Annotated in this window: 12 protein-coding genes; 7 read left to right on the forward strand and 5 right to left on the reverse strand. The window is 71.0% G+C overall.

Annotated elements, in window-relative coordinates:
• The first annotated feature begins 1,195 nt into the window (after positions 1 to 1,195).
• Positions 1,196 to 1,399: a cold-shock protein gene (locus tag FRADC12_RS15790; protein WP_013427730.1), complete on the forward strand. Its 204-nt coding sequence runs from the start codon at positions 1,196 to 1,198 to the stop codon at positions 1,397 to 1,399.
• 304 nt (positions 1,400 to 1,703) lie between these two features.
• Here the strand turns inward: FRADC12_RS15790 and FRADC12_RS15795 are convergent, their stop codons facing one another.
• Positions 1,704 to 2,900, reverse strand: a complete 1,197-nt coding sequence (locus tag FRADC12_RS15795; protein WP_045877224.1) for an RNA polymerase sigma factor — start codon at positions 2,898 to 2,900, stop codon at positions 1,704 to 1,706.
• A gap of 535 nt (positions 2,901 to 3,435) precedes the next feature.
• On the opposite strand from FRADC12_RS15795, the gene FRADC12_RS15800 reads away from it, so the two are divergent.
• The 3 genes from FRADC12_RS15800 to FRADC12_RS15810 all read left to right on the forward strand — a co-directional run bounded on the left by FRADC12_RS15800 (position 3,436) and on the right by FRADC12_RS15810 (position 6,496).
• Positions 3,436 to 3,639 carry a cold-shock protein gene (locus tag FRADC12_RS15800; protein ID WP_013427725.1) on the forward strand — a complete coding sequence of 68 codons (204 nt, stop codon included), beginning with the start codon at positions 3,436 to 3,438 and terminating at the stop codon, positions 3,637 to 3,639.
• Between the two features lie 393 nt (positions 3,640 to 4,032).
• Positions 4,033 to 5,142: a ferredoxin reductase gene (locus FRADC12_RS15805; protein WP_502685256.1), complete on the forward strand. Its 1,110-nt coding sequence runs from the start codon at positions 4,033 to 4,035 to the stop codon at positions 5,140 to 5,142.
• Positions 5,143 to 5,182: 40 nt separating this feature from the next.
• A complete protein-coding gene (locus FRADC12_RS15810) occupies positions 5,183 to 6,496 on the forward strand; it encodes an acyl-CoA desaturase (RefSeq protein WP_045877225.1) in 1,314 nt (437 codons plus the stop codon).
• 354 nt (positions 6,497 to 6,850) lie between these two features.
• Here FRADC12_RS15810 and FRADC12_RS28450 read toward each other — a convergent pair whose 3' ends face one another.
• The gene (locus tag FRADC12_RS28450; RefSeq protein WP_198152920.1) at positions 6,851 to 7,291 is read right to left on the reverse strand and encodes a DUF4062 domain-containing protein; all 441 of its coding nucleotides are present in this window, start codon (positions 7,289 to 7,291) and stop codon (positions 6,851 to 6,853) included.
• A 10-nt stretch (positions 7,292 to 7,301) separates the two neighbouring features.
• Positions 7,302 to 8,738, reverse strand: a complete 1,437-nt coding sequence (gene pdxR, locus FRADC12_RS15820) for a MocR-like pyridoxine biosynthesis transcription factor PdxR (protein WP_045877226.1) — start codon at positions 8,736 to 8,738, stop codon at positions 7,302 to 7,304.
• Between the two features lie 47 nt (positions 8,739 to 8,785).
• Here pdxR and FRADC12_RS15825 point away from each other — a divergent pair, with 47 nt between their 5' ends.
• Positions 8,786 to 9,289, forward strand: coding sequence for a carboxymuconolactone decarboxylase family protein (locus FRADC12_RS15825; RefSeq protein WP_198152921.1), 504 nt, complete (start codon positions 8,786 to 8,788; stop codon positions 9,287 to 9,289).
• A gap of 246 nt (positions 9,290 to 9,535) precedes the next feature.
• Here FRADC12_RS15825 and FRADC12_RS34370 read toward each other — a convergent pair whose 3' ends face one another.
• Complete coding sequence (locus FRADC12_RS34370; RefSeq protein ID WP_198152922.1) at positions 9,536 to 10,150, reverse strand: PKD domain-containing protein; 615 nt, start codon at positions 10,148 to 10,150, stop codon at positions 9,536 to 9,538.
• A 123-nt stretch (positions 10,151 to 10,273) separates the two neighbouring features.
• On the opposite strand from FRADC12_RS34370, the gene FRADC12_RS33835 reads away from it, so the two are divergent.
• Both FRADC12_RS33835 and FRADC12_RS33840 read left to right on the forward strand, forming a co-directional pair.
• Positions 10,274 to 10,423 carry a diguanylate cyclase gene (locus FRADC12_RS33835; RefSeq protein ID WP_255355196.1) on the forward strand — a complete coding sequence of 50 codons (150 nt, stop codon included), beginning with the start codon at positions 10,274 to 10,276 and terminating at the stop codon, positions 10,421 to 10,423.
• A complete protein-coding gene (locus FRADC12_RS33840) occupies positions 10,423 to 10,656 on the forward strand; it encodes a hypothetical protein (protein ID WP_255355197.1) in 234 nt (77 codons plus the stop codon). The genes FRADC12_RS33835 and FRADC12_RS33840 overlap by 1 nt, the downstream gene beginning before the upstream one ends.
• A gap of 123 nt (positions 10,657 to 10,779) precedes the next feature.
• Here FRADC12_RS33840 and FRADC12_RS15840 read toward each other — a convergent pair whose 3' ends face one another.
• On the reverse strand, positions 10,780 to 12,189 hold the full coding sequence (locus tag FRADC12_RS15840) for a serine/threonine-protein kinase (protein WP_232303831.1): 1,410 nt from the start codon (positions 12,187 to 12,189) through the stop codon (positions 10,780 to 10,782).
• Positions 12,190 to 12,569: the final 380 nt, after the last annotated feature.

Consider the following 12,569-nt stretch of genomic DNA (forward strand, 5'->3'; position numbering starts at 1 on the left):
GGGACGGCGCTGGGCCCGGTGGTCCGCCCGTTGCGCGGTGGACCACCGGGCCCAGACCTTCTTCCGCCTTACCTGTGCGTGCGATCGTGCGGACACGACTCCCCGCCGCCCGGCTGTCCTGCCGGCCCGGACCCCGACCACCAGGCATGACTCGACGCGCGAAGCCAGATCAAGCCATACCGGGCGGCTGCTGGTCTCGGCCCGGTCCCAACCACCGGGCATGACTCAACGCGCGGAGCGACCCGGAGCGACCTGCGCGGAGGTCATCCGCAGACGCGGACGGACCGCGGCGGAACCCACCGTCGGTGCCCGTTCTCCCAGACCCAGTGGCCGCTTACCGTGCGCCAGTAACAGTGGTAGGCGGTACCGGTGACATGGCTTGTGGCCACTGAAGCCTGGGCGGGAGCCGCGGACAGGACGGAACCCAGCGCCGCGGCGGCGATCAGCAGGGGGAATGTCTGGCTCTTTCGGTACGCCATGTTTGCTCCCTCCGGCGTATTGCACCATTCGTCGAAGAAGTACCGGCCGGATTTCGCGGGTCCGAGATACCCGCGATTACCGAGCGGCAACCACGCCGGCGGCACGCGGTAGTCCAGGCCCGAACCGTCGGGAGCTTCTCCGGCTGGCCTCGTGTCTGGAGACAACTGGCCGAGGTGATTGGCCGCGGACCGCGCGCCGGCGGCCGCTCACGCCGACGGTCGGCGTGGCGGTGGCCGCCGGGCTCGACTGGCGTTTCAAACCCATGACCGCGCGTGGACCGGGCAGGGCGGGCACATCGAGCCGGCGCGCGGGCCCGCGCGGAGTGCCGCGCTGATCCCGGCGCGGGCCCTGTGCGTGATTCGCGCCTGGCCTGGGTCCTGGGCTACCGGCCGCTGTCTTGGCTTGTCGGAGGGCTCGCCGCGGCGTGGGCCCTATGTCGACGGAACCGCTTGGGCATGTCCAGCGACGCCCGGTCGGCCATGAGCGCGGCCGTTTGCCGGGTCCCACCGAGACGCTCGCGAACCGGGGCCCGGACCGGTGGTACCCGGGGCGCCGATGGCGCGTAAGGTGGTGGCGTTGCCTGTTCTCCGCTGTATGAGCGTCATGCATCGCCGAACGGAACGACGGCTGCAAAGTGATCAGCAGAGTGATCGGCGGCCGGTGCGAGACCGGGAGACGACGGACGTCTACCGGAGAAACATCAAGGAGAACGCTCGTGGCTCAGGGTACCGTCAAGTGGTTCAACGCGGAGAAGGGGTTCGGCTTTATCTCCGTGGACGGTGGCGGTCCGGACGTGTTCGTCCACTTCTCGGCGATTTTGACAGACGGTTACAAGTCGCTGGACGAGGGGCAAAGCGTGCAGTTCGAGATCGTGCAGGGCCAGAAGGGCCCGCAGGCTGACAAGGTTCAGCCTGTCTGACACACCCAGACCTCAAACGGAACAGCGCGCGGCCGGGGGCCGCGCGCTGTTCTCGTTGTAAGGCCGTTCGCGGAACGAACCCCGTGGGCCCGGCGGCACCTCGTCGCGCAAACCGCGCGGCCGCCCCCTGACGCCTCGGCGCCACGTCACAGCCTTCGCGCAGGCCGCGTCGCGACAGCAAGATCGCCGTCCCTGGCCTCTCATGGTCGTAGAACGGCCGCGAGGACAACCACTACGGAGCTGAATCAGCGATCTTGTCTGCGGCGGAGTGCGGTCGAGTTCGGCCGACCGGCCGGCTGCCGACCTATTCGAGGTAGGACCGCAGGGCCTCGGACCGAGCGGGATGGCGCAGCTTCGCCAGTGTCCGCTGCTCGATCTGGCGGATGCGCTCACGGGTCAGCCCGAACTCGCGGCCGATCTCCTCCAGCGTGTGCACCTGGCCGTCGGCCAGGCCGAACCGCAGCTGGATGACGCGGCGCTCCCGGTCCGGCAGGGCCCGCAGCACGGCGCTCAGCTGCGCCGCGCGCACGGAGACCATGGCTGCCTCGACCGGCTCGATCGCGGCCGTGTCCTCAATCAGGTCGCCGAGCTCGGTGTCGGCGTCGTCACCGACCGGGCTGTCGAGGGAAACCGGCTCCCGCGAGATGCGCTGAAGCTCGTCGACCCTGCCCGCGGTCACGCCGAGGGCGGCGGCGAGCTCCTCCCGGGTCGCCTCGCGGCCGAGCTCCATCAGCAACTCGCGGCGCAGCCGGACGAGCTGGTTGAGCAGCTCGACGAGGTGCACCGGAAGGCGAACCGTTCGGGACTGGTCGGCGAGCGCCCTGGTGATCGCCTGCCGGACCCACCAGGTGGCATAGGTCGAGAACTTGTAGCCCTTGGTGTAGTCGAACTTCTCGACCGCCCGGATGAGGCCGAGATTTCCCTCCTGCACCACGTCGAGGAAAAGCATTCCGCGTCCGGCGTACCGTTTCGCGATCGAGACGACCAGCCGGAGGTTCGCCTCGACGAGCTGTCGGACGGCCACCTGACCGTCCCGCTCGATGGCGATGAGGTCCAACCGCTGGCCCGGGGACATCTCGTCGTCCGCCGTCTCCAGCTTGTGGCCGGCGAACAGCCCCGCCTCGATCCGTTTCGCGAGGTCCACCTCGCCCTCGGCGGTCAGCAGCGGCGTCTTGCCGATGCTCGCCAGGTACATCCGCACCGGGTCGAAGACGGTCGTCGACGTCGTCCGCGCCGCCGCCCGCCGCCGCGCGGGCTGCTTCGTCTCGTCGGCCGGGTCGCCGTCGTCGGCAGGGCCGTCCTGCGCCGCGTCGTCCGCACCGTTCTCGACGCTGTTCTCCGGATCGCCACCGGTGTCGAGGCCGGTCTCGACCTCCGGATGGCCACTGACCAGGCTGAGGCTGGTCTCGCCGTCAGGCTCGCCCACGACACGGACCGGGCTCGTCGTGGTCCGCCGGCCCGTGGGGGCGCGTCCGCCGGCGAGCCGGGTCGTGCTCTGCATGGCTAACTCCAGCCTGTTGAAGGGATCCGTGCGGTGGAGTCACCGAAGTCATGGGTCACGACCCAGGCTGCCTCAAGTCCGTGGGGGCATCGTTCGCGGCGGCATGCGACTGTCGTCTGGCGATGGTTGCAGTTGGGTAGTGCTGACGTCCAGCGTCGGTTGTGTTGGACGATGGAATGGGTGGCGGCAGTGTGCGCCGGTCTACGCCAGGCTACGCCACCACACGGCGCCCACCGGGACCCGAGCCCGCGCGGCGCCGGCCGCCGGAACCACCCTGGCCTGGTCGGGGATGCCGGCCTCGTCCGGGGCCAGGCCACGGTCGGTTTCCTGATTTTGCGCTGTGGGCTGGGCCGGGACCGGCGCGCGGTGGGGCCGGCGGGGCCGACGACGAGTACGATGGCCGCGTTACCTGTTCTCCGCTGTGTGAGCGTCATGCATCGACGAACGGAACGGCCGAGCGTGGAGCGATCTGCGGCCGGAGCGAGACCCGGGAGACGAGAGACGTCAGCCGGGAAAGCTAGCAAGGAGAACGCTCGTGGCTCAGGGCGCTGTTAAGTGGTTCAACGCGGAAAAGGGTTTCGGCTTCATCTCCGTGGACGGGGGCGGCCCGGACGTGTTCGTCCACTTCTCCGCGATCGTGGCCGACGGCTACAAGTCGCTTGACGAGGGACAGACCGTGCAGTTCGAGATCGTGCAGGGCCAGAAGGGCCCGCAGGCTGAGAAGGTCATGCCTGTCTGACGACACACAGACCTGAACGGAAAAGCGCGCGACCGGCAGGCCGCGCGCTTTTTTGTACTACCTGCTGCCGGAATGTCGGGCCCGCCCGAGATGACCGGCTGCGTGAGCGTGCGGTGTGAACCGGAGATCAGGCGACAAGCTGAGAGGCAGACACGTTAAGCAGCTAATCGAGCACGTGCGCCATCTTTGTCGCGTCGCGCCGGCTTTGTCAGGCGAACCGCCGCCACGGCGCGCCGGTCGGCCCGCGGCGAGCCCGGGGCCGGATTCCGGGGTAGCTTCTCGGCCCGAGACCTGGTCCTCCCGGAGGACGCCGACGCCGGCGAACCTCCGTCCGCGCGGCCAAGGGGGCGCGGCTGTGATGATCGCTTGCCCACTGGGCGCGGCGCGGGTGACGTGACCGTGCGAACCGCCTCGCGGAGGCTGGCGTCGACCGCCGCCTCGCTGCTGATGACGCCCTTGCGGCTGGATGACTTCGTCGAACTCGTCAATCCGCTCTGGTCGAGCCGCCAGCTGTGGGGCCGGGTCGAGGCCGTCCGGCCGGAGACCACCGACGCCGCCACGCTGACGATCAGACCCGGGCGGGGCTGGCGGGAGCACCGCGCCGGCCAGTACGTGGGGACGGCGGTGCGGGTGGCCGGAGTATGGCGGCAGCGCGCGTACTCGGTGTCCTCCGCGCCCGGCCGTCCGGACGGCTGTTTCGAGATCACGGTGAAGGCCGTCGCGGGCGGCCGCGTGTCAGGCCAGCTCGTGTACGGAGTGATGCCGGGCACCGTCGTGCGCCTCGATTCGCCGACCGGGGAGTTCGTACTACCCCAAACTGTCCCCGAGCGGATTCTCTTCCTGACGGCCGGCAGCGGGATCACGCCGGTCATGTCCATGCTGCGCGATCTCGCGCTGCGTGACGCGATGCCCGACGTCGTCCTGCTGCACTCGGCCCGCTCCCGTGCCGATGTGATCTTCGGGGCGGAGTTGCGGGGGCTGGCCGACCGGTGCGCGAGCCTGCGGCTGCACGAGCGCCACACCAGGCCGGGCGGCGACGCCGCGCGGCCGGCCGACCGTGAGCGTCCGCCGCTGGCGGAGCTGCTGGCCGCCTGCCCGGACTGGTCGCGGCGGTCCACGTGGGCGTGCGGGCCGTCCGGCCTGCTCGCCGAGGCGGAGACGTTGTGGCGTGAGGCCGGCGTCGCGGACCGGCTGCGGGTAGAGCGGTTCCGGCCTGCCATCGCCGACGTCGACGCCGGCGCCGCGGTCGGCGGCACCGTCCACTTCACCCGCAGCGGCCGCCGGGTGGCGACCGACGCCGGCACGCCGCTGTTGGCCGCCGGCGAGAGTGCCGGAGTTCTGATGCCGAGCGGCTGCCGGATGGGCATCTGCCGTACCTGTGTAAGCCGGCTCGGCGCGGGCCGGGTCCGTGACCTGCGCACCGGCGTCGAGCATGGCGAGGCCGGCGACTACATCCAGACCTGTGTGTCGGCCGCTGCCGGCGACGTTGACATCGATCTTTAGTTCACCAGCACAGGGAGGCACGTTGCCGGACAGACGCGAGATGACCGTGGCGGAGATCGAGGAGCTGGGCCACGAGCTCGACCAGCTTCGGGCCTGGGTGCTGGCCAGTCTCGGGGAGGATGACTCCCGCTACATCCGCAAGGTGATCGGCGTCCAACGCCTCCTGGAGATCGCCGGGCGAATCACGATGTTCGCCGGGTTCCTGCCGCCCGCCTGGATCGCGGGTACCGCGATGCTGACGACGGCCAAGATTCTCGACAACATGGAGATCGGGCACAACGTCCTCCACGGGCAGTGGGACTGGATGGGCGATCCCAGGATCCACTCCACCACCTGGGAATGGGACGCCGTGTCCCCGGCCGGCCACTGGCGCCAGGCGCACAACTACCGGCACCACACGTTCACGAACGTGCTCGGCAAGGACCGGGACATCGGCTTCGGCATCCTGCGGATGACGCCGGGCCAGCGCTGGAACCCGGTCTACCTCGCGCAGCCGCTCTACAACCTCGGCCTCGCGGCCACGTTCGAGTGGGGCATCGCGATCTTCGACGTGGAGGTCGACCGCGCCTGGAATGGTGAGAAGAGCTGGAAAGAGGTCGTCAGCGAGTTCGGTGCGGTGCTGCGCAAGGGTGGCCGGCAGGTCCTGAAGGACTACCTGGTATTCCCGTTCCTGGCCGGCCCGGCCTTCGTCCCGGTCCTCCTCGGCAACCTGACCGCGAACGTCATCCGGAACCTCTGGGCACATACGATCATTTTTTGCGGCCATTTCCCCGAGGGCGTGGAGGTCTTTGCCCCGGAGCAGGCCGAGAACGAGACCCGCGGCGAGTGGTACCTGCGCCAGTTGTGCGGCTCCGCCAACATCGAGGGCCCCCCGCTCTTTCACGTCCTGAGCGGGAACCTCAGCCACCAGATCGAGCACCACCTCTTCCCCGACCTGCCCAGCAACCGGTACTCCCAGATCGCTCCGCAGGTGCGCGCGCTGTGCGAGCGGTACGGGATCCCGTACACGACGGGGTCGCTGCCGCGGCAGAGCGCGAGCGTCTGGAAGCGGGTCCTGCGACTGGCCCTGCCGGGCGGGGGGCCGGCTGCCGCCGCGTCCACCAGATCCACCACGTCGTCCGTCGGCACCCAGTCCGCCGCCACCGCCGTCAGCCAGGCCGTCACGGCGGGCGCGCCGCGACGGCCGGGTCGCCTGATCGGGGCCCGACCGGGCGATCGGGCCGACGCCGCGCGACAGGGAGCCGGCTGGCAGGGCCTGGTCAGGAGGCTGCCCGCGCAGCCGCGTCGCCGGGTCGAGCCGGCCATGGTGTCCCTCGGGCGGCGCACGACCGCCGGCCGGTTTGGCACCACCTGACGAGCGGCCTGACATCGCCTCGATCCCGTTGAGCCGCGAACAGCCGCCTGTTGGGCCAAACTTGACCCAACAAGGTCTTTCGTAAAATTCGAGGATTGCGACACGCCGATGTAACGCGGGCTGGCAACGGCTACGGACAACCAGGGTATTGGTGGCACATCCCACACCCGGCCCCGACGTGACCCGGCCCCGCGCGTCGCGCTCTTCCGCTCCGTTCGCGGTCGCGCGGCCGGAATTCTTCGCGGTCCCGGCCAGGTGACCTGGAATCCTTCGCCCAAAGGGGCGTCCGCGAAGGGCGAAGGCCCGCCACACGCCCCCAGCGAAGCCTCGCGACCACCGTCGCTAAGCTCCCCGTCAGGCTCCTGACGGGGAGCCAACAGCTCTTTGGCAAAGAGGTAGGGCGCCGTAGGCGACGTCGGCGAGCCATTCGTGCGTTCCGATCGTGCGTTTCTCGTCGAGCAGGAACACCAGGCGTTCTAGTCCGAGCTCGGTGGCCGTGTCGAACTCCAGCTCGGTGTACAAGACGTCCTCGCGCCCGCGCACGGGGGAGCCGTACCGGAATCCGATGATTCCCAGGTAGATCTCGCAGTCCTCGACCCGGCGCCGGCACATCTCGGCCGGGTCGTCGTCCTCCGGTTCGAAGCCGGACATGTCGACCGCGACATGACCGGAGTCCGTGATCGCTCTTTTCGCGGCCACGACGAACGGCAGGCGCGCAGGGTGCCGGTCCAGCTCGCTGGTGTGGCTGATGAAGATCCGCCACGGCGGGTTCAGTGTGCGGCGTGTCGGCAACAAAGTCCGGGCATCAGGCGCCAGGATCGGTCGGCTCGGCCAGCAGTGCGGCCAGCCGGGCGATCGCGGACGTGAAGGCATGATCGGGAGGAGTGGCGTAGCCGACGACGAGCGCCGGCCGGTGCGGCTGCCCGGCGAGGTTGTAACTGCCCAGCCCCCCGACGGCGAGCCCGCGCCGCGCGGCCCGGGCCAGGGCGGCGGCCTCGGTCTGGCCGTCGGGCAGCTCGACCATCGCGTGCAGCCCGGCCGCGATCCCCCGGATACGCAGCTGCGGGACCGCTCGGCGGAGGGTCTCGACGAGGTGGTCCCGCCGGCGCCGGTAGGCGAGCCGCCGGCGGCGGACGTGCCGGTCGTACTCGCCGCGGGCGAGGAACTCGGCCAGGGTCAGCTGCTCCAGCGCGCCGCACTGCCGGTCGGCCGCGGCCTTCGCCGCGGCGACCTCGGCGACGAGCGGCGCGGGCAGCACGAGCCAGGCCAGCCGGAGCCCCGGCGCGAGGGTCTTGCTCGCGGTGCCGGCGTACACGACGTGCTCGGGGGCCAGGGCCTGCAGAGCGCCGATCGGCTGGCGGTCGTACCGGAACTCGCCGTCGTAGTCGTCCTCGATGACGAGGCCGCCGGTGTCGGCGGCCCACCGGACCACATCGGCCCGCCGCGCGGGGGACAGCGACTGGCCGAGCGGGAACTGGTGCGCCGGGGTCAGCAGGACGGCGTCCGCGCCGGTCGCGGCACCGACGCGGGCGCCCCGCGGGTCGACGGGCAGGAAGAGCGGGCGCATCCCATGGCTGGTCACCGTATCGGCGTTGCCGGTCAGCCCGAAGGCCTCGGTGGCGATGGCCGTCGCCCCCCGCGCCCGCAGCACCTGGCACAGGAGGGCCAGGGCCTGGGCGAACCCGGCGCAGACGACGATCCGGTCGGCGGTCACGCGGACGCCCCGGGCGCGGGCGAGGTATTCGGCCAGCGCCTCCCGCAGCTGCGGGAGCCCGCGCGGGCTGGTGTAGCCGAGGGCGTCCGACGATGTCGCGAGCAGCGCGCGCCGGCCCGCCGCGAGCCAGCTGGCCCGTGGGAACGAGGCGAGATCGGGCGATCCGGCGCGCAGGTCGTACCGGGGCGCGGCAGCGACGATCGAGGCCGCGTTGGCGCGGGGAGCGGATCCGCGGCCTGCGCCGGGAGCCGGCCCGGGCCTCGTCGGCCGGTCGGCGACCCTGGTGCCCGAGCCCTGCCGGGCGACCAGCCAGCCTTCGCCGACGAGCTGGCCGTAGGCCTCGGCGACCGTGTTGCGGGCGAGCCCCAGATCCTGGGCCAGCGTGCGCGACGACGGCAGGCGTGTGCCCGGGACCAGTCGGCCGGTCCGCACGGCGTCCCGCAACGCGGCCTCGAGCGCCGTCCGAACGCGAGGGCCGGTCAGGTCCAAATGCAGGTCGAACCCCGAAGTGGCCCACGTATCTGGCACAGAAATGGACCTTACTCGCGGGCTAATCCGGACCTAGCGTGGACACCATGACAACGACCCCCGCCACCGCGTCCCCTGCCCGTTCGGTCCCGGTCCGCCTGGACTTCGAGAGCCACGCCGGCGCGTTCTACCGCGCCGTCTCGCACCTCGACCACGCGGCGACGAAGGAGCTGGACCGGGTCGGCCTCGACGCGCGGCTGCGCGAGCTGGTCCGCGTGCGGGCCTCGCAGCTCAACGGCTGCGCCTACTGCATCGACATGCACACGAAGGACGCCCGGGCGATCGGCGAGACCGAGCAGCGCCTCTACGCGCTGTCCGCCTGGGCTGAGACGCCGTTCTTCACCGAGCGGGAGGGCGCCGCCCTCGCGTTCACCGAGGCGGTCACCCTGATGGCCGTCAACCACGTCCCGGCCGCGGCCTACGACGCGGTGGCCGCCCACTTCAGCCCGGACGAGATCGCGGCGTTGCTCGCCCTGATCGTCGCGATCAACGCCTGGAACACGCTCGGTGTCACCACCCAGGCCTGGGAGCCGGGCTCCTACCAGCCCTGACGCCCCGACAGCGTGCCCCCGGCGACACCGACCGACGTTCGACCTGGCCAGGACCAGGGAGATCATCGGCCAGGGCGAGCTCGTCGGCCCAGGCGACTACGTCTACGAACCGGCGGGCGACGTCGACTCCTGGCAGGCCGTCGGCGACACCGCCTCCATCGTGCACCTCGAGGTCACCGGTGCCGTGGCGCCCACGGCTGTACCTGGAGATCGAAGGCGCCGCCGTAGAGCGCGGCCATCCCGCCGTCAGCGGCCCCGCCACCCGAGCAGGCGGCCTCGCCCGAGCCGTTGACGCGACCTGAGCCGGTGGCGCCGCCCAGGCCTGCCAGGTTCGGGGGCGACCGTTCCGGTGGCTGTGAGCGTCACGGGCTGGCCGACTGGGGCGCTGGCCGCGCTGGCTGTGATCCGCGGTGGCGACGCGTTGTAGACGGTCACGGACTGGGTCCTCGACGCCGACTGGCCGGCCCCGGCGTCGAACACGGTCACAGTCACCTGGAAGGTGCCAGCTTTCGCGAAGGTGTGCGTTGCCGTGGCGGCGGCTTGCGGGCCGACGACTGTGCCGTCGCCGAAGTCGAACTGGTAAGTGAGCGCGCTGTGCCGGTGGAGCCCGTGGCGTTGGCGGTGACCTGCAACGGGACCGAACCGGTGGTCGGAGGAGAGCGCCAGGGCGGCTCTCCGACGGAGCCGGGGTGGACCGTGGCGGTCCCGGTGGTCGCGGCCTGGCCGACGGTGCGGCCTGCGGTGTCGGGTGTGGAGCCGGTTCGCACTCCCGGCGCTGGCCTCCGAGAACCGGCCCTCTTGAATCGGCGCAAGGCCGACATCTACGTGGTGTCCACGGGTACGTCTGACGCGGCGCGACACGGACCAGGTCGATATCGCCGCCCACCTTCACGTCCTGGCCGACGTTGCGGAAGGTGACGATCAGTCTGGATCCTCGGGGAGCGTCTGCGGACTTCGATCGCGTCCGCTCAACTCGGGCGTTCCGTGATCGACCACTTCAAGCTCTACAACGATCACTTCGGACATGTCGCCGGTGACCGATGCCTGCGGCAGGTCGCCACCTGCCTCGCCGACAACGTCGGCGGGGCTCTCTCCTCGCCGCGCGCTACGGCGGCGAGGAGCTCACCGTCGTGATGCCCGACACCGACCTGGCCGCCGCCACCCGTCTGGCCCGGCGCCTCTGCCACGCGGTCAAGGACCTGGCCGAACCGCATCCGCTGACGACCGAGCACGTCGTCACGGTCGGCATCGGCGTGACCGCGGCCCACCCCGCCGCCGAAGCCGCCGGAGAGGCGGCCGGCGCGAGCCGCCTGGCGGCCTTCGTCAAGTCCGCGGACGTCGCCCTCCACCGGGCGAAGCACTGTTGACGCAACCACGTCGAAGCGGCGGTGCCGTGAAAATGATCGAGGAACAACCGTGGGAGTGCGTCGCTGATGGGCCGGCCCCACCAGCCGTCCGCGACCGCCGCGATCGCGTCGTAGTCGTTCGGGTCAGCGGGCCGGTGCGGAGCTCGCCGAGGACGGTGGTGAATCAGGCCCCGATCCCAGGAGCAGGTAGACGAGTCCGCCGAGGAGACCTCGATCGGGCGGTGCTGATGAGGTGGCCTGGGCCGGAGAGGAGCTTGGCGTCGCGGTGGCACTGGGCTCCAGCGACGGCGCCGCGCTGCTCGCCGCCGTCGATGGGAGCGGCGAGGCTGGGTGGAGCGGGTTGGCGCTGGTCGCTTGCGGTGTTTCGGGGAGAGTGGCGGGTGTCGGTGCCGGGGACATCGACGCGGAGCCTGTGGCGGTGGTCCCGTGCCGGTGTCCGAGGACGACGAGCAGGGCGCCGACGAGGAGCAGTAGCGTCGCGGCCGCAGTGGCGGCGAGGATCCCGGCCATCACCCGAGGGGCGCGGCTGGCGGGGACTATACGGCTTGCTGGGGCGGGGATCACGAAGTCCTCGGTGCTGGACTCCTCGACGCCGGCCAGGTGGGGCCCCGGCTCGGGACCGGGTCGCGCCAGGGTGGTCGCGACGGCTCTCCGGTAGGTGCTGATCTCGGCGGTGATCGTGTCGGGGAGCCAGCCTTCGCCGAGCAGGCCGCGGTAGGCCGTTGGGACGGTGGCGCTGTCGACCCGTACCGCAAGCTCCATGGACAGCCTGCGACACAGATCGATGATCTCCGCGCAGCTCGCGCGATGCGCCGGCGTCTTCGCGAGGCATCGGGTGAGGACCAGCGGCAGCGGCCACGGGACCGGCTGCCAGTCGGGCTCGCCGTACTCGATGCGGTGAAACACGGTGCCGTCGCCGCCGAAAGGATAGTCGCCCGTCGCCGCGAAATAGGCGGTGGAGCCGAGGGAGAAGATGTCCGACGCATGGCCGATATGGCCGTTCTCGACCTGCTCCGGCGACATGAACACCGGCGTGCCCACCGCCACGCCAGGCCGGCTGAGCTCCCGGCCCGTGCCTTCGACCGCCCGTGCGAGACCGAAGTCGATGACCAACGGTCCCTCGGCTGCCACCATGACATTGCCCGGTTTGAGATCACGGTGGATCACGCCGGCCTCGTGAATCGACTCGAGTGCCTCCGCGACCCCGGCCAGCAGGCCGAGCACCGCCCTGGCTGGCAACGGGCCAGCGTGGCGGACCGCTGCCGAGAGGTTCGGCGCGGGTATGTATGACGTGGCGACCCACGGCCGGGCGGCATCGGGATTGGCATCGACCACCGGAACGGTGTACGCGCCCTGCACCCGCCGCGCGATGGTGATCTCAGCGGCGAACCGGCGACGGAAATCGGCATGGTCGATGAACTCGGGCCGTATCAGCTTCAGCGCGATCGGTCGTCCAGCCCGGCTGGTCGCGAGGAACACCGTGCCCATGCCGCCCTCGCCGATCCGAGCGCGCAGCTGATAGCCACCCACCACGCGCGGGTCGGCATCCTGCAGGGGCAGAAAGGGACGCTCGTCTGCCACACGCGAGTTCCGGGTGAAAACAGAATGGCTACGCCTGCCCGAGCTTCCCTGCCTGGCGGGATCGGTCCGCGTGCGCGGAATCGTTGGCTCCTCACAGCCGGCTGACGCCCAAGGCCACCGTGGCGTCAGCCCGCGGAACAGTCAGCCACCAGGCAACCGTGGCCTACAGCGCGGGTATGTCCCATCCAACTGGTCCAAACAGGTATGTCACCGATCGCACTGTATCGAATCCGCCGGGACACCGCTGCGTCTCCACTCGCGATGGACTGCGCGGGGTGTCCAGGCCGTCTCGCGGGCAGGGCCGTCGCCGTCGGCTGACCAGTGGTGTGCTG

The sequence above is a fragment of the Pseudofrankia sp. DC12 genome, from assembly GCF_000966285.1.
GTDB lineage: Bacteria > Actinomycetota > Actinomycetes > Frankiales > Frankiaceae > Pseudofrankia.